The sequence below is a fragment of the Salinispora pacifica DSM 45544 genome (genome assembly GCF_000378845.1).
Lineage (GTDB): Bacteria > Actinomycetota > Actinomycetes > Mycobacteriales > Micromonosporaceae > Micromonospora > Micromonospora pacifica.
Genome location: NZ_KB905359.1, coordinates 3133954 through 3152447, shown reverse-complemented (window position 1 = coordinate 3152447; position 18494 = coordinate 3133954). Strand labels below are relative to the sequence as shown.

Below are 18494 nucleotides of genomic sequence, written 5' to 3'. Positions count from 1 at the left end.
CGGCACCTCAGCGCTACCTCTCCTCCTGGGTGAGTCGGTCCAGCAGATCGCCCGCACGACCTACTTCGGTGTTCACGCCGAGTGCCCCCAAAAAGCCGCGCTCCACGAGCCGGCGAGAAGAGCACGGAAACGGGTCGCCACAGGTGCAACGGCCGGCATCGGTGAGTTGGTGGCTGCGGTGCAGCCGATAGCTCAACCGCCAAACGGTCGGCGACACGCACTCGGCCGGCGGGTCCTCCGGTGGCTCCTCCGGATCGAAGCTGAGTCGCATCAGTCCACCACCAACCCGAACCGCCTACGCCAGGCCCAGGTGAGCAGCGGTGCCGAACGTGGTCGAGCTCGCCGGTGTGGCGCGAACCAGCGCCGCAGCGCGTCGCGGCGTTGCGACGGCAGCACTGGTTCGAGAACCGGGAGGCCCAGCTCGACCAGCCGGTTTGCCGCCGCGTTGGCCGGTGAGCATGGTGCGACAGCCAGACAGACCCGGCAGAGTTGGCTTTCCGGATCGAGGACATGCGCGGCGAGCATCTCGTGCGCGGCCAGCGTTTCCGCTCGCGCGCTGCTCTGATGGACAGCCATGCCGTTGGCACCCTTCCGTTGGGGCGCGCACAGGTCGCAACGGAGTTGGCAGCCACGACCGATCACGACGGCGTAGGACCAAATGCACGCCCGGCCTGGTCCGGCATCGAGAAACACCGGACGGTCGGAAGCCGGGGAAGGCACGCATCGGCCTGGGACCGGCGGGCTGCCGGCACAGGGGTACGGCATGGTAGACAGTCACTGAGTCGGTCTTCGGGACGCGATCTATCGCGATGTCTCCCACGGCTCGTTTCCGGGTCGGGGTGGGCCGGCCGCCAAACCAGAGCCCACCCCGACCCGCTCTTCAACTTTCGGTAGTTGGTTCAGCACAGCCAGCATGGACCATCATCATGGAAACCACAATATTGTGCTGGCCATGTTTTTAGACGAAGCTGACTACGTCGAGAGGAGCACCAATGGCGGGCGGGCAGACAGCGACGCTGCGAGCGCAATGGATCGGCCAGCAACTCCGGGTGATGCGGGAGACGGCGGGGCTGACCCTGAAAGAGGTCGGCGACTACGTAAACCGCAACCCCGGCACGTTGAGCCGGATGGAGTCTGGATTCGTGGCTGCCCGCCTACCCGAGGTGCTGGCATACCTCGACGTATGTGGCATCGATGACCCAAAGCGCAGGGAAGATCTCAAGACGATGGCGCAAGACGTCTGGCAGAAAGGCTGGTGGGACGGGTTCACTGCGAACGTCGCCGGCGCACTGATCGACTGGGTCTGGCTGGAGAGCAGGGCGACCCACATCTACTCGTTCGAGGTCGCTGTGCTGCCCGGCCTGTTACAGACCCACGAGTACGCCGAGGCTGTGATCCGCGCCTGGGACCACAGCGCCTCCAACACCGAAATTGACCGCTTTGTCGAAGTCAGAATGGGCCGCCAACGCAGACTGACTGACGCCGAGCCCGTCCAGCTCTCCACCGTCATTGACGAGTGCGCCCTTCGCCGGCTGGTGGGCAGCCCGGAAGTTATGCGTGCACAACTCGCTCACCTGCGTTCTGTGGCCAGCTGGCCGAATGTTGAAATCATGATCTTACCGGGCAAGGCGGGCGCACATGCCAGCCCGAACGGTTCCTTCGACGCCTTCCGAATGCGCCGGCCGTACCCGCCAGCCGGCTGCATCGCCACTGCCGCCGGCAGCATCGTGGTCGAGGGAGACAAGGCACACTCACTCTTCCGGCGCTACGATCGACTGCGCAGTGCGGCCCTACACAATGGGGCCGTGCAGCGGTTCCTCTTTGATCTGGAAGCACGTCTGGAGTGAGCATGGCGGCGAAGACCTGGGTCCACCCCATCGAGCCGAGCAGGGTCGCCTGGCACGTCAGCACCCGCAGCGGCAGTGGCGGCGGTGACTGTGTCGAGGCGGGGCCGGTGCTCGATGGGAGCAGGCGGGTCGCCGTACGCGACAGCAAGGACCGCTCCGGCCCGGTCCTCGGCTTCTCCGCCACCAGTTGGACCGACTTCCTCACCGGCCTACGGTCCGGCACTCTGACCGGCTAATCCGCCGCCGACCAGCTTCGCCGAAGGGCCACGCCGGCCTCCAACTCCAACAGCTTCACCTTCCGGTCGAGCCCGCCACCGAAGCCGACCAGCTTCCCGCCGGAGCCGACGATCCGGTGGCAGGGCACGATCACCGGCACCGGGTTCCGGTTGCATGCCACGCCGACCGCGCGCGCCGCCGAGGCGTCGCCGAGCCGCCGGGCCACCTCGCCGTAGGTGAGCGTCTCCCCGTAGGGGATGGCGGTCATCTCCCGCCACACCGCCCGCTCGAACTCCGAACCCCGGGGAATCCGCACCGGCACGGTGAAGGCGGTCAGCTCGCCGGCGAAGTAGGCCCGTAGCTCGGCCACGGCGCGGGCCGAGAGGTCGTCGGCTGGTTCGTCGGCCGCCTCGGTGACCCGCGCGAAGTGCGCTCCGCACACGGTCTCACCGTCGGTGGCCAGGGAGAACTCGCCGATCGGCGAGTCGAGCACGGTCCAGCGCATCCGCCCATTCTCCTTCGCCGGTACGACAAGCCGGGGGTGGGCCGGCCCGTTGTGGCCGGCCCACCCCCGGTTTGTGGTGGTGTGGTGGTTAGAGGCTGTTGACGAAGGTGAGTAGGTCGTTGTTGAGCTGCTGCTTGTGGGTGTCGGTGATGCCGTGGGGGCCGTCGGGGTAGATCTTGAGGGTGGAGTCGGTGACGATTTCGTGGGCTTCCTTGGCGGAGTTCTCGATCGGTACGACCTGGTCGTCGCCGCCGTGGATGATGAGGGTGGGTACGTCGAAGCGTGTGAGGTCTTCGGTGAGGTCGGTTTCGGAGAAGGCTTTGATCGAGTCGTAGGCGGCCTTGTGGCCGGCCTGCATGCTCTGGAGCCAGAAGGTGTCCTTCATGCCCTGCGATACCTGGGCGTCGGGGCGGTTGGCGCCGAAGAAGGGTCCGTTGGCGAGGTCGCGGTAGAGCTGGGAGCGGTCGGCGAGGGAGCCTTCGCGGAGGCCGTCGAAGACGTCGATGGGTACGCCGTTGGGGTTGTCGGGGGTTTTGAGCATCAGTGGGGTGACGGCGCCGACGAGGGCGACCTGGGCGATGCGGTCGGTGCCGTGTCGGCCGACGTAGCGGGCGACTTCTCCGCCGCCGGTGGAGAATCCGACGAGGGTGGCGTCTTTGAGCTTGAGCTTTTTGATGACGGTGGCGAGGTCGTCGGCGTAGTGGTTCATGTCGTTGCCCTCCCAGGTTTGGGAGGAGCGGCCGTGGCCTCGGCGGTCGTGGGCGATGACGCGGTAGCCGTTGTCAGCCAGGTGCATCATCTGGGATTCCCAGCTGTCGGAGTTCAGGGGCCAGCCGTGGCTGAAGACGACGGGTCGTCCGTCGCGGGGGCCCCAGTCTTTGTAGAAGATGTCGACGCCGTCGCGGGTGGTGACGAAGCCCTCGTTGCGGTCTGATCGTTTTCCGGCGGCGGCGGGGTCGGCTTGGGCCTCGCTGGCGCTGTTGGTGGCGATGGCGGTGCCGCCGGCGGCGATACTGAGCACGGCCACACCGGCCAGGAGGGCGGCCCACACGGGACGACGGCGGTTACTGGTCAAGCGGGTAGGAGTGTCGAAGGTGTCCATGTCGGGTTTCCTTGTCTGAGTGTGGTCCTGGGCAGGGGTGCGGAGTTGGCGCTACTTGGCGAGGAAGGTCAGCAGGGCCTGGTTGACGTCGTCGGCGTGGGTCCAGAGCAGGCCGTGGGGTGCGCCGTCGATTTCGACGTAGTCGGCGTTGGGTAGCTGCTTGCGCAGTTCGCGGGCGGTGGCGTCGATGGGCAGGATGTTGTCGGCGGTGCCGTGCAGGATCAGGCTGGGTACGTCGATCTTGGGGATGTCGGCGCGGAAGTCGGTGATCCAGGTGGGCACGGCGGCGCTGGAGGCGTACCAGGACGCGCCGGCGGCGATGTTCCAGCTGTTGCGTAGGGCTTCTTCGGACAGGCGGGTGCCGAGGGTGTCGTCGGTGTTGTAGAAGTTGCGGTAGAAGTCGGTGAAGTAGGCGTAGCGGTCGGCGGTGACCGCGGCGAGGATGCCGTCGAAGACGTCCTGGGGCACGCCGGTGGGGTTGTCGTCGGTCTGCAGCAGGAACGGCTGCAGTGAGGCCAGGAACGCGGCCTTGGCGATGCGGGTGGAGCCGTAGCGGCCGAGGTAGCGGGCGACCTCGCCGCTGCCCATGGAGAAGCCGACCAGGACCACGTCGGTGAGGTCCAGGGTCTCCAGGACCGCGTTCAGGTCCGCGGCGAAGGTGTCGTAGTCGTAGCCGACGGTGGGTTGGCTGGACTGGCCGAAGCCCCGCCGGTCGTAGGTGATCACCCGGTAGCCGGCCTTGAGTAGGGCCGCGGACTGCTTCTCCCACGAGTGCCCGTCCAGGGGGTAGCCGTGGATGAGTACCACCGGCTGTCCCTGACCGTGGTCCTCGTAGTACACGTCGATGTTGGTGCTGTTCTCGGTTCCGACGGTGATGTACGGCATGACGACCTCCCAGACCAAAAGTGAGAACGTTCGTTCTCGCTTGCGCTGGGTAGTACGTTAGAGAACGAACGTTCCCCTGCGCCAGCCGGGGCAGCGTGACCGTCACCACACTTGACCGGGACAAGAGGAAGCCATGGCCCCCGCCACCCGAAACCGGACCACACCCGAGACCGAGCAGATCCGCGAACACGTCCTGATCACCGCCGACCGGCTCTACTACAGCCGCGGCATAAACGCCGTGGGCATGGACGCCCTACGCAACGAGGCCGGCGTCTCTCTCAAACGCCTCTACCAGCTGTTCCCCTCCAAGGAGAACCTTGTCGAAGCCGTCCTGCATCGCCGCCGCGGCATCTGGAACAGCCTCGTCGAAACCGCCATCGCCACCGGCAGTGACATACCCCGAGATCAACTACTCGCCGTCTACGACATGCTGGCCCACTGGTTCGACGAAGACGACTTCCGCGGCTGCGTCTTCATCAACACCTTCGGCGAGCTCGGCGGCACCGCACCCCACATCGCCGAACTCATCCGCGACCACAAGGCAAACTTCCAGGCACGCCTGGCCGAACTGGTCACCCAAACCGGCGCCCCCGCCGCACTCGCCCACCAACTCGCCATCCTCGCCGAAGGCGCCCAGACCACCGCCGCCATCGCCGGCACCAACGACGCCGCCCACCACGCCCGCGCCGCCGCCACCACCCTGATCGACACCGCCCTGGCCACCAACCGGCCACCAGCCAACACAACGGGGTGAAACCTCCCGGGCGCCGCCGGACCGGACTCAGAGGAGGTTCACCCCGAGCAGCAGGGTGCCGGCCGTGAGGCTGGCGCCGCCGGCGACGGTGAGCCAGATGAGTTTGTTGGGCTTGGTGTCCCGGGGCCGGATCACCGAGAGGAAGAAGCCGAGCGGCATCAGGATCGGGGCGGCGACGAAGAGCAGCCGGATCAGCGTACGGGTGCCGCTTCCCGCATCGGCCTCTTCGATGTAGGGGAGGGCGACGAGGGCGAAGAGGACCAGCACCCCGGCGTGCGCGTGCCCGGCGGCCCAGAGGCCCCGGCGGACCGGGTTGTCCAGGTAACCGGCTACGCGCCCGGCGAGGTGCTGGAGCAGGGCCAGTCCGCCGAACGCGATCGTCGCGACGGTGATCAGCAGGATTCCGGCGGTGTTCAGGGTTGACGGGGACATCGGGCACCTCCAACTAGTCAGTGTAAAGATGCACCTCCGCCCGAATCTTGTCAACATCTAGATTCCCCACCAGGCAAGCTCTCAGCGGTCGCCGGCGTCAGAGGTATCGGAGGTGACCGGTGTCCGAACGCATCGACGGGGAGTTCACCGCGTTTGTCAACGAACGGGGTGGTGTTCTACTGCGGGCCGCCTACGCCCTGGCCGGCAGCCAGCACGGCGCCGAGGACCTGCTCCAGACCGCGCTGGCCAAGGCGTACGCCCGCTGGTCACGGATCCGGGGAGAGCCCGAGCCGTACGTACGCCAGATCCTCTACCGGGACCAGGTGTCCGGCTGGCGGCGCCGTTCCCGCCGGCCGGAGTTCCCGGTCGCCGTGCCGCCCGACAGCGTCGGCGGACCCGACCGCGGGCACGAGGTTGACCTGCGGCTGCTGCTGCGCGAGGCGCTGCTGGCGCTGCCACCGCGGCAACGCGCGGTACTGACCCTGCGCTACCTGGAAGACCGGAGTGTCGAACAGACCGCCGAGCTGCTCGGCTGCCGGGCCGGCACGGTCGCCAGTCAGACCTCCCGGGCGCTGGCCCGACTGCGGCAACTGGTTCCCGCACTCGACGGGCACCGCACCGAGGAGTGGAGATGAACGGACCAACCGAGCAGGACCTACGGATCGCACTGCGGGAGCTGGCCGACGAGGCCCGCCCGCCAACCAGCCTCGCCGACGCCGCGCGGAGCCGGGGCCGACGGCTGCGGCGCCGACGGCGACTGGCTGTGACCAGTGGCGCGCTGGCGGCGTTGGTCGCCCTGGCCGCTCCCTTCGTCTGGCTCCGGCCAACCGCCCCCGAGCCGGGCCCGGCCGCCTGGGTTCCGCCGTCGAACCCAGCGGCACCGAGCCCATCCCGGATACCCGCACCCACCGGGAACTGGACCCAGCGCCCCCTGCCGCTGCCCGGCGGGTGGCTACTGGTCGGCGCCACGCCGTCCGGCATGTCCTACACGCCGGACGGCGAGCGCATCATCCAGCAGGGGTACGCGTTGGACCGCACCCAGGACCAGTACGTCAGCACCGACGAGTACGACGAGATCTGGACCTCACCCAGCGGCGCGGTCGCGGGGGTGGTGGACTACGACCGGCCGGGCGAGTTCGGGTTACTCGACCTGGGCAGCGGCGCGGTCCGCTGGGTGCGTACCGGTCAGCACGCCATGACGCCACAGTGGTCACCCGACGGCAGCCGAATCGCCCTGACCATCGGACGACACACGGCCCTCGGTGTGCTGAGTGCCACCGGCGAATGGCAGCTGTTCCCGGTGGACACCGAGAGGTACTTCTGCACCGACTACTGCTACTTCACCTGGACCCGGGACGGCCGGGAGGTGGTGTGGCAACAGACCGACCCCACCGCGCCCCGCTCCGAGGCTGCGCCGCACATCCGGCGGGGCGTGCAGCTCTTCTCCCCCGACGACGGCCGTCCGACCCGGTTCCTCCCGATCAAGGGGGACCCCACCGGACCGTGGTCCTGGTCGCCGGACGGCGAGCGGGTGGTGGTCAAGGGCCCGCAGGGGCCGGAGATCGTCGAGGTTGCCACCGGACGCGTGCTCGGGCCGACGGCGAGCGCGGAGGCGGCGTGGGGCCCCGACAACCAGTTGCTGTACCAGGACCGGCTGACCGGGGAGATGGTGCTGGTCGACCTGGACGGTCGGGAACTCGTCCGGCAGGCCCTTCCGGGAGAGGTCGGGCAGGACCTGACTGTTCTGGTGGCACCCCGTTGACCGGCCGGCAGACACTCGCGGCACCCCGGTCCGCGAAGCGCCGGACCGGTCGCGCTCCGCCCTACTCGACGATTCCCTGCTCGCGGGACCAGCGCAGCAGCTCGGCCTCGGCCTCGTCCCGCCCCAGCGGGCCCCGCTCCAGCCGTACCTCCTTGAGGTGCTTCCAGGCCTGCCCGACGACCGGACCCGGCGGTACGCCGAGCAGCTCCATGATCGCGTTGCCGTCCAGGTCGGGGCGGACCCGGGCCAGGTCCTCCTCGGCCGCGAGCCGAGCGATCCGCTCCTCCAACGCGTCGTAGTCGGCGGCGAGTCCGGCGGCCTTACGCCGGTTGCGGGTGGTGCAGTCGGAGCGGGTCAGCTTGTGCAGCCGCGCCAGCAGGTCACCGGCGTCGGTGACGTACCGGCGCACCGCCGAGTCGGTCCACTCGCCCCGGCCGTACCCGTAGAACCGCAGATGCAGCGCGACCAGTGCGGTGACCTTGGTGGTGGTCTCCCGGGGGAAGCGCAGCGCCTTCATCCGGGCCTTGGTCATCCGGGCGCCGACCACCTCGTGGTGGTGGAAGCTGACCCGACCGTCCGACCCGACCGCCTTCGTCGCCGGCTTGCCGACGTCGTGCATGAGCGCGGCCATCCGGAGGATGAAATCGCAGCCGTCCTCCTCGTACGAGACGGCGTTGCGCACCACGGTCAACGTGTGCTCGTACACGTCCTTGTGCTGGGCGTGCTCGTCGATCTCCAGCTTGAGCCCGGTCAGCTCGGGCAGGAACCGCTCGGCCAGCCCGGTGTCGACCAGCAGTCGCAGGCCGGCCACCGGGTCCGCGCCGCAGAGCAGCTTGGTGAACTCGTCCCGGATCCGCTCCGCCGTGATCCGATCCAGGTCGGCGGCCATCCGTACCATCGCCGCCCGGACGTCCGGGTGCACGGCGAACCGCAGCTGGGCGGCGAACCGGGCCGCCCGCAGCATCCGCAGCGGGTCGTCGCGGAACGACTCCTCCGGCGCCGCCGGGGTACGGACCACTTTGGCCGCGAGATCCGCCAACCCGCCGTGCGGGTCGGTGAAGCGATGCTCGGGGAGGCTGACCGCCATCGCGTTGACGGTGAAGTCCCGCCGCTTCAGGTCCTCGGCGAGGCTCGTGCCGTACTGCACCACCGGATTGCGGCTGACCTGGTCGTACACCTCCGCCCGGAAGGTGGTGATCTCCAGCCGCAGGCCGTCGCGCTGCACTCCGATGGTGCCGAACTCCCGCCCGGTCTCCCAGATCGCCTCGGCCCAACCACGCACGATCCGCAGCGTCTCGTCCGGCTGCGCGTCGGTGCAGAAGTCCAGGTCGTCGCCGAGACGGCCGAGCAGTGCGTCGCGGACCGATCCGCCGACCAGGTGCAGTTCGTGACCGGCGCTCGCGAAGCGGCGGCCCAACTCGTCGGCGACCGGAGAAACCCGGAGCAGTTCGGCTACGGCGGTGCGCTGCGCGGCGGTGAGTTCGCGGCGGTCGGCGGCGTGCGGTGCGGAATCGGACATGGGAGGGCCAGCCTATCGGTCCGACCGGGCCCGGCATCCGCCGGGCGCGGATGACGCCGGGCCGACGACTAGTCTGTGTCGAGGCCCTCGCCCGCGGACCCATGGTCGGTGCCGGGCACCGACCAGATCCTGGAGGCGACAACGATGAGCGGCCGGCTCTACCGCAGCGCCAACGCGCTGGGCGACGGTGGCCGACCGACGGGAGACGACGCGATCTTCATCTCGGCTGAGCCGCTGAACCAGCCGGCCGCCGAGGCGGTCGCGCCACCGGATGAGGCGGTGGCCGAGGGGAGCGCCGCGGCGAACAGCCTGGTGATGGCCGCGGGCAGCCTGGTCAGTCGGGGTACGGGTTTCATCCGGAACCTGATGATCGGCGCGGCTCTGGGCAACCTGGTCGGTAACGCGTACACCACGGCGATCTTCCTCCCGAACCAGGTGTACGAGTTCCTGCTCGGCGGAGTGCTCACCAGCGTGCTGGTGCCGGTGCTGGTTCGGCGGCGCAAGGCCGACCCGGACCGGGGCGAGGCGTACGCCCAGCGGCTGCTCACCCTGGCGGTGGTGGCGCTCGCCGCCGCCGCCCTGATCGCGGTGGTCCTGGCTCCGGTGCTGACCGGCATCTACGCCGGCGGTAAGGACGAGAACTACCGGGGCCTGGTCACCAACCTGTCGTACCTGATGCTGCCGATGTTGTTCTTCACCGGCATCAGCGCGCTGATCGCCGCCGTGCTGAACACGCGCGGGCACTTCGCCGCCCCGATGTGGGCGCCGATCCTGAACAACCTGGTGGCCATCGGCACCTTCGGCCTCTACATCTGGGTCTACGGCGCGCAGGCGCTCCAGCCGGGCCAGGTCGGGGCGGACCGGATCCTGTTGGTCGGCGGCGGCACCCTGCTCGGGGTGGCGGTGCAGGCCGCGGGTCTGCTGCCCGCCCTACGCAAGGTCGGCTTCCGGTGGAAGCTGCGTTTCGATTTCCGCGCGTTGGGGCTGCGGGAGTTGGCCCGGCTCGGCGCCTGGATGTTCTGCTACGTCGCGGTCAACCAGCTCGGGCTCTTCGTGGTGGTCAACCTGCTCACCCGGGTCGCCGGCGAGGACGACGCCGGCCTGCTGATCTACAACAACGTCTTCCTGCTGCTGATGATGGCGCACGGCGTCATCGCGGTCTCGATCATCACCGCGCTGATGCCCCGGATGAGCGCCGCCGCGGCGGACGGCCGATTCACCGACCTCACGGCCGACCTGTCCCGGGGCACCCGGATGGTCACGGCCGTACTCGCCCCGGTGGCGGTCTGCTACGCCGTGCTGGCCGCGCCGATCTCCGTGGTGGTGTTCCGGTATGGCGCGTTCACCGGGGAGAACGCCACCGCCACCGCCACCGTGCTGCTGGTCGCCGCAATCGGCTTGGTGCCCTTCGCGGTCAGCCAGCTCCTCACGTTCGCGTTCTACGCACTACCGGACACCCGTACGCCCGCGCTGGCCAACATCCCGGTGGTGGCGCTGCGGGTGCTGCTCCAGGTCGGGCTCTACGTCGTCCTTCCCGCCACCTTCGCGGCGGCCGGCATGATGCTCGGCAACGCGATCTCGTACCTGGCGGCGGTGGTGCTGTCCGCGTTGCTGTTGCGGCCCCGGGTCGGCCGGATCGGGCTGGGCGGGATCATGCGTACGGTGGGCAAGGTGCTGGTCGCCGCGCTCGGAGCGGCACTGGTCGGTCTCCTGGTGGTCCGCCTGCTGCCGGGCCGGCCGGAGGAGCTCGGGTGGTTCGCGGCGGCGGTACAGCTCCTGATCGGTGGGGCGGCGATCGGTCTCAGCTACCTCGGGCTCGCGATGCTGCTCCGGATCGGGGAGGTCACCGAGGTGGTCACCATGGTCCGCCGCCGGCTCGGTCACTGAGCGTCCCGTTCTGACCGTTTCTCCCGAGGCGGGAACGATCTGATCCGCCCACCGGCGGGAGTGCACTCTGCGTGAACGAGGATCACCAATCTGGGGATACGGCTGTGGATAACTTCCGCTCCGCCGCGCCGTTGCCGCGCCAGCCTGTGGATAACCAGCCGGGCGGGAGGCATGTCCGGTGCTGGCCCGGGAATCTGGCCCGGGTGTCCGGCCACCCGACCCCAGCCCCTGCGGCAACTACTAGCGGTCAACCTCTAGATTGGCTAGTACATGCGCCAGCAACACCGCCAACAACAGCCAAAACCGGACAAGACACCCGAGCCTGGCAGCCGCTAGCGGTGCGGTGGGAAGATGACATGCTGGGGAAGGTGGGGAACCCAGGTAAGGTCGCTCTCGACGGATGCGGCCGGTTTCGGCGCAGGCGCCGACAACAGCCGGCCGGTTCGTGGAAGGCAGAGCGGAAGCCACAATGCCCAGCAACGCGGGTCCATCGATCGACACGATCACCGAGGGAGGACGGGTGACCCAGGTCGGCGGGGGTCAGGAGGCGGACGAGGACGCTCCTCCGGTCATGACCTTCGGTGCTCCGATCGCCGGTGATGTGCTCGCCGAGCGGTACGAGCTCGTCGAGCACATCAACAACGACAGTGCCGGCCGGCTGCTCTGGCGTGGGGTCGATGTCGTGTTGCGCCGTCCCGTCGCAGTGGTGCTGCGCTACCCGGGCGGCGACTCCGCCACCGAAATGCTCCAAGCCGCCGTCGCCGCCAGCCGGGTCATCCACCCCAACCTGGTCGGTGTCTACGACGCGATCGACGAGGGCGAGCGGGCATACGTGGTCCGCGAGTGGGTCGACGGACAGTCGCTGCGGGAGCTCGTGGCCGCGGGGGCACTGGATCCAGCTCGGGCGACCGCCGTCGGCAACGCCGTCGCAAGCGCCCTGGCCGCCGTGCACGCCACTGGAATGGTGCACGGCAACGTCCACCCCGGCACGATCATGATCAGTGATGATGGCCGGGTGGTGTTGGCGGACGCGCGCACCGACGGGGCCGACAGCCAGGCCAGCGACCTTCGGGCGGTCGGCGGCGTCCTCTACTTCGCACTGACCGGCCACTGGCCGCACGCCGAGGTCCCGCTACACGGCGCCACCGCCGGACACGGACGGGCGGCGACCCCGGACGCGGTCCGGGGTCCGACGGGTGCGCTCGCCGCGCCGCGCCAGGTCCGGGCCGGGGTTCCGGCATACCTCGACGACCTCACCATGGATCTGCTGGACGGCTCACTCCCGCCCCCACCGTCGGATGTCCTCGCCGCGGAGTTGGCCCGGCTGGATGTCCCGGTCGATGAGCACCTGCTGGAAAGCAGCGGTCCACTGCGGTTCACCGCCGAGACCGGGGACGAGCCGTCACCGCTGGCCGCGGCGGGCGGGCGCAAGTTTGCCGTCGGGATCGCCAGCCTCCTCGCCGTCGCGCTCGTCGGCCTCCTGATCGGCATCAGCGTGCTCAGCGGAGGCGGGGACAGCGACCGGAACCCGACGACGGCCGCCAGTCCTTCTCCCACCACGACGGCTGGTGAAGATCCACCCGACTCCGTAGCGGCCGAACCGCCGGAAATCAGCGCTGCGAAGGTCATTGACCCGGACAGTGGGGACCGCGTCGAGGTCCGCAACGCCGAGAAGGTGTTCGACGGCAGCCTGGATGAGGGCTGGGCGACCCAGACCTACCGAGGGCACCCGGATTTCGGCAAGATCAAGCGCGGCATGGGCATCTGGCTCGACCTCGGTGAACCCCGCAAAGTCAAGTCCCTGCAGGTCCAACTCTCGGCCCGGGGTGCGTCGGCCCGGTTGTACACGGGCGCCAACGACCACCCCTCCTCAAGCGCAGGCGACAATGCGCTCTTCGAGGAGTACGAGCAGAACCCGATCGGGCCGGCCAAGGAAGATGCTGGCACGACGATGACCTTCGACGCCTTCGATGCGGACACCGAATACCAGTACCTGCTCGTCTGGCTGACCGAGCTGCCGCCGAGTGACGGCGGCTACAAGGTCGGCATTCAGGAGATCAAGGTCTCGTGATCCGCTCACCGCGTCCCCGGCACTGTCTCCGCCGGGCGCGGTGATGGCGCCGAACGGGTCAACCGAGCGGCCGGTGGGTCACGACGGCCCACCGGCAACCGCTGCCTCCTCCGATCTCGAGCTGCTGCGCGCGCACGTCGCTGGCGATCGGGACGCCTTTGCCGAGCTGCTGCACCGGCACCGGGACCGGCTCTGGGCGGTGGCGGTGCGCACCCTCGGCGACCGGGAGGAGGCGGCCGACGCGCTGCAGGACGCGCTGCTCTCTGCTCATCGGGCCGCCGGACGGTTCCGGGGCGATTCGGCGGTGACCACCTGGCTGCACCGGATCGTGGTCAACGCTTGCCTGGACCGGATCCGCCGCCGCCAGGCGCATCCGACGGTGCCGCTGCCCGACGGCGTACGCGACGGGGCCGGTGCCACCGGTGGCACGGAGCCGGCCGCTCCCATGCCCGACCACGACACTGCTCTGGTGGTCCGGGAGGCGCTGGCCGCGCTACCGGTCGAGCAGCGTGCCGCGCTGATCCTGGTCGACGTGCAGGGCTACCCGATAGCCGAGGTTGCCCGCATCCTTGAGGTAGCGGAGGGGACGGTGAAGAGCCGGTGTGCCCGGGGTCGGGCCCGTCTGGCAGCGACGCTCGGCTATCTCCGGACGGCGCCGGAGCAGCCACTCCTGGACGGAGGTATGCCAGCCGTCACGGGACGGAACCACCAGCCGCGCGGTGGCGTCCGATCGGTGTCGGGGCGACCCCGGCGCGAAGCCAACCAGGAGGAGCTGTGACGACCGGGGCGTTCCGGGAGGTCGACCACGAGTTACTCGCTGACTACGTCGGTGGGGCGCTGGCGGGCACTCCCGACGAGATGACCGTCGCCCGCCTGGTCGAGCGAGACGAGGCTTGGGCGGACGCCTACGCCCGGCTCGCGCCGGCGGTCGCGGAGGTCCACGCCGCCCTGCTCGCCTACCGGACGGCGGAGGAGATGCCCGCGACCGTGGCGGATCAGCTTCGCGCCGCGCTGGCCGCGACCGACGCTGCGCCGACGACCGAGGGCGCGCCAGCCGAGGGCGTGACGGCCGGCAGAGCAGCGCGACCTTCGGTAGTGCCGGCTCAGCCGCACGCTGGGTCACGGCGCCCCGGTGGCGTTCCGCACCCGGCCACCGCCGGCCCCGGCCGACGACGCCGGCGGTGGCAGCGGGTCGGTGCTCCGGTCGCGCTCGCCGCGGTGGCGGTGGCCGCTGTCGGGCTGCTCGACCTGGACCAACTCGGCTGGGGGACGGATGTTCCGGGGTCGAGCACCAGCACCCCCGAGCAGGCTGCCGCCGGGGTGGTGCGCACCACCGCGCCGCCGATGCGGACCGGTACGGACTACCAGCGGGAGGACTTGGCGGCGCCGGTCTCGTCGCCGCAGCAGTACTCCAGCCAGGGCACCACGGAGTCCGAGCCATCCGGCGTGGGCACCGCCGAGTCCGAGCCATCCGGCGTGGGCACCGCTGGGTCGGAGCCATCCGGCGTGGGCACCGCCGAGTCGGAGCCATCCGGCGTGGGGATCCAGGGCGACCGGGCGGCTGGGTCGATCGGGCTCGATCGGCTGACCGATCCGGGCGCGCTCGAAACCTGCCTGGCCGAGATCGGCGTCGAACACGATGCTGGCCGGCTGGCGGTCGAGGTGGTGGACTATGCCCGCTTCGAGGGCCAACCGGCGTTGGTCGTCCGGTTCGCCGATGAGACTGGTGCCCGCTGGGCCTGGGTCAGCGGGCCCGAGTGCGGTGTGCCCGGGTCGGGCGCGGACACCCGGTACCGTACGCGGGTAGGGTAAAACCCCACGACCGTCGCGGGGTGTGCTGCGTGACGTGAGCTGACCCACCGGATGACCGGCTCGGGAATTCCCGGTTCGTACGATGGCGTTCTCTACATCAGTTGCCGGCGCCTGATTCCGGGGTGTCGGCACCGAATCGCCGTCGGTGCGCGCCGTCGGCGAACACACAGACGAATCGGGAGACGGCAGTGGACGACGTCCGCAACCTGATCATCATCGGCTCCGGGCCAGCCGGCTACACGGCGGCGGTCTACGCCGCGCGCGCGAACCTCGCGCCGCTGGTCATCGAGGGGGCGCAGTCCGGCGGTGCGTTGATGACGACGACCGAGGTGGAGAACTTCCCGGGGTTCGCCGACGGAATTCTCGGTCCCGAGCTGATGGACAGCATGCGCAAGCAGGCCGAGCGCTTCGGCGCCGAATTCCTCACCGACGATGTCACCCGGGTTGAGCTCAACAACACCGGCGAGGTCGGCTCAGACGCGGTCAGCACCGTCTGGGTGGGGGAGACCAGCTATCGGGCAAAGGCTGTCATCCTCGCCACCGGCTCTGCCTGGCGCCCGCTGGGTGTACCGGGTGAGCAGGAGTACCTCGGCCACGGTGTGTCGTCCTGCGCCACCTGTGACGGCTTCTTCTTCCGGAACCAGCACATCATCGTGGTGGGCGGTGGTGACTCGGCGATGGAGGAGGCCAACTTCCTGACCCGCTTCGCCGAGTCGGTCACGATCGTCCACCGTCGGGACACGTTCCGGGCCAGCAAGATCATGGCCGAGCGCGCACTGAGCAACGACAAGATCAAGGTCGAGTGGAACGCCGCGGTGGAGGAGATCCTCGGCGCGGACGGCAAGGTATCCGGCGTCCGACTCCGCAACGTGCACACCGGTGACTCCCGGGTGCTTGACGTGACCGGCGTGTTCGTGGCGATCGGCCACGACCCCCGCAGCGAGCTCTTCCGCGGCCAGGTGGACCTGGACGACGAGGGGTATGTGAAGGTGGACGCGCCCAACACCAAGACCAGCATCCCGGGGGTGTTCGCCGCCGGTGATCTGGTGGACCACACCTATCGGCAGGCCATCACCGCCGCCGGTACGGGCTGCGCCGCCGCCCTGGACGCCGAGCGCTTCATCGCCACGATCCAGGGCTGAAATTCCGAAACACATCCCCCGAGGAGGGAACGTAGTGGGAGCAACCAAGTCGGTCACTGACGCCAGCTTCACCACCGAGGTACTGCAGTCCGACAAGCCGGTTCTGGTGGACTTCTGGGCGGAGTGGTGCGGGCCGTGCCGGAAGGTGTCGCCACTGCTCGAAGAGATCGCCGGTGAGATGGGCGATCAGGTCAGCATCGTCAAGCTCAACATCGACGACAACCCGGAGACCGCCCGCAACTACCGGGTCATGTCGGTGCCGACGCTCACCGTGTTCAAAGACGGCAAGCCAGTGCAGTCGATCGCCGGCGCCAAGCCCAAGGGGGAGCTGGTCAAGCTCATCCAGTCCGCGCTCTGACCAGCACCCGACGCAGACCTGCCCCCCGCATCCGCTCCACCGGGTGCGGGGGGCAGGTCTTTTTCCGGCCGCCACACCTCAGGCCCGGCGAGCGCCTAACCTCAACCCCAGAGACAACACCGCAGATCGTCTGCGGGGCCACCGGAACAGGGCCATCGGCGGCCTTCGAGGGCCATCCGGCCAGCCAGTGTCCGTGCAGAGGGGGTCGAGCGTGCGTCCGATCCGACCCGGCGACCGTGGACCGGCGGTCACCGAGATCCGTAAGGTGCTGGCCGGCCTCGACCTGCTCGTCCCGGCACCCGACAGCGACGAGTTCGACGCCCGCACCGAACGTGCTGTCCGCGCCTTCCAACAGTCCCGTGGGCTCAGCGTGGACGGCCGAGTCGGCGCCGAGACGTGGCAGGCCCTGGACGCGGCCCGCTGGCGGCTGGGTGCCCGTAGCCTCTACCACTCCGTACCGGAGCCCCTCATCGGTGAGGACATCCGGTCGCTGCAGGAACGGCTCCTCGAGATGGGCTACGACGTCGGCCGGGCGGATGCCATCTACGGGGTCCGGACAGCCCGGGCGCTCACCCAGTTCCAACGCGAGGTGGGGCTGGTACCGGACGGCACCTGCGGCCCCCACACCGTGAACTCGCTCCGACGCCTCGGCCGTAAGGTGGTCGGCGGGCGCCCACAGTGGCTCCGTGAATCTGACGCCATTCGACAGTCCGGTCCCACCCTGGTCGGGCGGACAGTGGTCATCGACCCGGGGCACGGCGGCAGCGATCCGGGCTTGACCGTGCCCGAGGGGCAGCGGCACTGGACCGAGGCCGACCTGGTGCACGACCTCGCCAGTCGCCTCGAGGGGCGGCTCGCCGCGGCCGGGGTACGAGTGCAGCTGACCCGCGGTCCGGCACAGCGGGACCATCTGCCCGACGCTGACCGGGCCGCCCTGGCCAACTCGCTCAGTGCGGACGTGTTCATCTCCCTGCACCTCGACGGCCACGTCAACCCAGCCGCCGACGGCGTGGCCACCTACCACTACGGCACCGACAACGGCGTCACCTCCACCACCGGTGAGCGCCTCGCCGGCCTCGTCCAGCGGGAGATCGTGGTGCGAACCGGGCTGCGCGACTGTCGGTCCCACGCCAAGGCATGGGACCTGCTCCGGCTGACCCGAATGCCGGCCGTCCGGGTCGAGGTGGGCTACCTGACCTCGCCAGCGGACCGATCCCGGCTGATCGACCCACGGTTCCGGGACCGCGTGGTGGAGGCGATCGTCGCCGCCATCCAGCGGATGTACCTCCCGATCGAGCAAGATGTACCCACCGGGTCGATCGACGTGAGCAAGCTGCGGGCGATGGTGGCGGCTGAGAGCGTGGCCGCCGGGACGGTGGTCGACTGACCGAAGCAGTGCCCGCGGCCAGCCGGCGCCGGACCAGGTCACCGGCGGCCAGTTGGCGCCGGACCAGATCCGGCGGTCAGTTGGCGCCGGACCGGGTCGCCGGGGTGGGCCGGACCGGCCGGAGCAGGCTCTCCGGGCTCATCGAGCCGAGCAGCTTCTCCAACGCGTACTCGACATCGGACTTCCAGCTCAGTGCGGTGCGCAACTCCAGGCGCAGGCGGGGGAAGCGCGGATGCGGGCGGACCGTTTTGAAACCCACGGAAAGGAAGTACTCTGCCGGGGCCACACAGGCCCCCGCCGAGTCGTCGGCGTCGCCGAACTTCGCATCACCGAACGCCTCGATCGCCTTGACTCCGCGTTTCGTCAGGTCCCGGGCGACCCCCTGCACGAGCATCCGGCCAAGCCCGCCACCGGCGAAGGCCGGCACCACCCTCGCCGTCATCAACAGCGCCGCGTCGGGGGAGACCGGTGAGGTCGGGAAGGCCATCGATCGCGGCACGTAAGCCGGTGGGGCATACAGCACGAACCCGGCGGGCATGTCGTCCACGTAGATCAGCTTGCCGCAGGCACCCCACTCCAGCAGGGTCTGCGAGACCCACGCCTCCTTCTCCAGGCCGGGATCCCCAGCCCCACGGGCCCGGTCCGCGGAGACCGGATCCAGCTCCCAGTAGACACACTGCCGGCACGAACGGGGCAGATCCTCCAGGGTGTCCAAGGTCAGACTGACCAGACGTCGCGACATTGGCGCATCCCCACAGTAGGCTCGGAGGTAGACCGCCCTTCGGTGTCCCCGACCACTGATCGTACGTCGGATC

At 69.5% G+C, this 18494-nt stretch carries 20 protein-coding genes; 12 read left to right on the top strand and 8 right to left on the bottom strand.

Features of this window, described 5'->3' with window-relative positions; genetic code table 11:
* Positions 1–13: 13 nt before the first annotated feature.
* Both SALPAC3_RS0114315 and SALPAC3_RS0114310 read right to left on the bottom strand, forming a co-directional pair.
* On the bottom strand, positions 14–271 hold the full coding sequence (locus SALPAC3_RS0114315; RefSeq protein WP_018221911.1) for a hypothetical protein: 258 nt from the start codon (positions 269–271) through the stop codon (positions 14–16).
* Entirely contained in the window at positions 271–576 is a 306-nt protein-coding gene (locus SALPAC3_RS0114310; RefSeq protein WP_018221910.1) for a hypothetical protein, read from the bottom strand. The genes SALPAC3_RS0114315 and SALPAC3_RS0114310 overlap by 1 nt, the downstream gene beginning before the upstream one ends.
* A gap of 416 nt (positions 577–992) precedes the next feature.
* Here SALPAC3_RS0114310 and SALPAC3_RS0114305 point away from each other — a divergent pair, with 416 nt between their 5' ends.
* Complete coding sequence (locus tag SALPAC3_RS0114305) at positions 993–1847, top strand: helix-turn-helix domain-containing protein (protein ID WP_018221909.1); 855 nt, start codon at positions 993–995, stop codon at positions 1845–1847.
* 2 nt (positions 1848–1849) lie between these two features.
* Positions 1850–2083 (top strand): DUF397 domain-containing protein, encoded by a 234-nt coding sequence (locus SALPAC3_RS0114300; RefSeq protein WP_018221908.1) that lies wholly within the window; start codon positions 1850–1852, stop codon positions 2081–2083.
* Here SALPAC3_RS0114300 and SALPAC3_RS0114295 read toward each other — a convergent pair.
* From SALPAC3_RS0114295 to SALPAC3_RS0114285, 3 genes are all read right to left on the bottom strand, one after another.
* Positions 2080–2568 carry a methylated-DNA--[protein]-cysteine S-methyltransferase gene (locus SALPAC3_RS0114295; protein WP_018221907.1) on the bottom strand — a complete coding sequence of 163 codons (489 nt, stop codon included), beginning with the start codon at positions 2566–2568 and terminating at the stop codon, positions 2080–2082. The two genes, SALPAC3_RS0114300 and SALPAC3_RS0114295, sit on opposite strands and share 4 nt — an antisense overlap.
* Positions 2569–2656: 88 nt before the next feature.
* The gene (locus SALPAC3_RS0114290) at positions 2657–3670 is read right to left on the bottom strand and encodes an alpha/beta fold hydrolase (protein WP_018221906.1); all 1014 of its coding nucleotides are present in this window, start codon (positions 3668–3670) and stop codon (positions 2657–2659) included.
* A gap of 51 nt (positions 3671–3721) precedes the next feature.
* Complete coding sequence (locus tag SALPAC3_RS0114285) at positions 3722–4555, bottom strand: alpha/beta fold hydrolase (RefSeq protein ID WP_026185561.1); 834 nt, start codon at positions 4553–4555, stop codon at positions 3722–3724.
* Positions 4556–4688: 133 nt separating this feature from the next.
* On the opposite strand from SALPAC3_RS0114285, the gene SALPAC3_RS0114280 reads away from it, so the two are divergent.
* Positions 4689–5309 carry a TetR/AcrR family transcriptional regulator gene (locus tag SALPAC3_RS0114280; protein ID WP_018221904.1) on the top strand — a complete coding sequence of 207 codons (621 nt, stop codon included), beginning with the start codon at positions 4689–4691 and terminating at the stop codon, positions 5307–5309.
* Positions 5310–5336: 27 nt separating this feature from the next.
* Here SALPAC3_RS0114280 and SALPAC3_RS0114275 read toward each other — a convergent pair whose 3' ends face one another.
* On the bottom strand, positions 5337–5741 hold the full coding sequence (locus SALPAC3_RS0114275) for a hypothetical protein (protein WP_018221903.1): 405 nt from the start codon (positions 5739–5741) through the stop codon (positions 5337–5339).
* 119 nt (positions 5742–5860) lie between these two features.
* Here SALPAC3_RS0114275 and SALPAC3_RS25805 point away from each other — a divergent pair, with 119 nt between their 5' ends.
* A complete protein-coding gene (locus SALPAC3_RS25805; RefSeq protein ID WP_018221902.1) occupies positions 5861–6376 on the top strand; it encodes a SigE family RNA polymerase sigma factor in 516 nt (171 codons plus the stop codon).
* On the top strand, positions 6373–7503 hold the full coding sequence (locus tag SALPAC3_RS0114265) for a TolB family protein (RefSeq protein ID WP_018221901.1): 1131 nt from the start codon (positions 6373–6375) through the stop codon (positions 7501–7503). The genes SALPAC3_RS25805 and SALPAC3_RS0114265 overlap by 4 nt, the downstream gene beginning before the upstream one ends.
* A gap of 61 nt (positions 7504–7564) precedes the next feature.
* Here SALPAC3_RS0114265 and SALPAC3_RS0114260 read toward each other — a convergent pair whose 3' ends face one another.
* Positions 7565–9022 (bottom strand): CCA tRNA nucleotidyltransferase, encoded by a 1458-nt coding sequence (locus tag SALPAC3_RS0114260; protein ID WP_018221900.1) that lies wholly within the window; start codon positions 9020–9022, stop codon positions 7565–7567.
* Between the two features lie 144 nt (positions 9023–9166).
* Between SALPAC3_RS0114260 and murJ the strand changes: the two genes are divergently transcribed.
* The 7 genes from murJ to SALPAC3_RS0114225 all read left to right on the top strand — a co-directional run bounded on the left by murJ (position 9167) and on the right by SALPAC3_RS0114225 (position 17679).
* Entirely contained in the window at positions 9167–10909 is a 1743-nt protein-coding gene (murJ, locus tag SALPAC3_RS0114255) for a murein biosynthesis integral membrane protein MurJ (RefSeq protein ID WP_026185560.1), read from the top strand.
* Positions 10910–11378: 469 nt separating this feature from the next.
* Positions 11379–12980 (top strand): protein kinase family protein, encoded by a 1602-nt coding sequence (locus tag SALPAC3_RS0114250; RefSeq protein ID WP_018221898.1) that lies wholly within the window; start codon positions 11379–11381, stop codon positions 12978–12980.
* Between the two features lie 43 nt (positions 12981–13023).
* Positions 13024–13758, top strand: a complete 735-nt coding sequence (gene sigM, locus SALPAC3_RS0114245; protein WP_018221897.1) for an RNA polymerase sigma factor SigM — start codon at positions 13024–13026, stop codon at positions 13756–13758.
* The gene (locus SALPAC3_RS0114240; protein ID WP_026185559.1) at positions 13755–14792 is read left to right on the top strand and encodes a hypothetical protein; all 1038 of its coding nucleotides are present in this window, start codon (positions 13755–13757) and stop codon (positions 14790–14792) included. The genes sigM and SALPAC3_RS0114240 overlap by 4 nt, the downstream gene beginning before the upstream one ends.
* A gap of 188 nt (positions 14793–14980) precedes the next feature.
* Entirely contained in the window at positions 14981–15934 is a 954-nt protein-coding gene (gene trxB, locus SALPAC3_RS0114235; protein ID WP_018221896.1) for a thioredoxin-disulfide reductase, read from the top strand.
* Positions 15935–15968: 34 nt separating this feature from the next.
* Positions 15969–16292, top strand: coding sequence for a thioredoxin (trxA, locus tag SALPAC3_RS0114230; protein WP_018221895.1), 324 nt, complete (start codon positions 15969–15971; stop codon positions 16290–16292).
* Between the two features lie 211 nt (positions 16293–16503).
* A complete protein-coding gene (locus SALPAC3_RS0114225) occupies positions 16504–17679 on the top strand; it encodes an N-acetylmuramoyl-L-alanine amidase (protein ID WP_018221894.1) in 1176 nt (391 codons plus the stop codon).
* 76 nt (positions 17680–17755) lie between these two features.
* On the opposite strand, the gene SALPAC3_RS0114220 is transcribed toward SALPAC3_RS0114225, so the two are convergent.
* The gene (locus tag SALPAC3_RS0114220) at positions 17756–18421 is read right to left on the bottom strand and encodes an N-acetyltransferase GCN5 (protein WP_018221893.1); all 666 of its coding nucleotides are present in this window, start codon (positions 18419–18421) and stop codon (positions 17756–17758) included.
* Between the last annotated feature and the right edge of the window lie 73 nt (positions 18422–18494).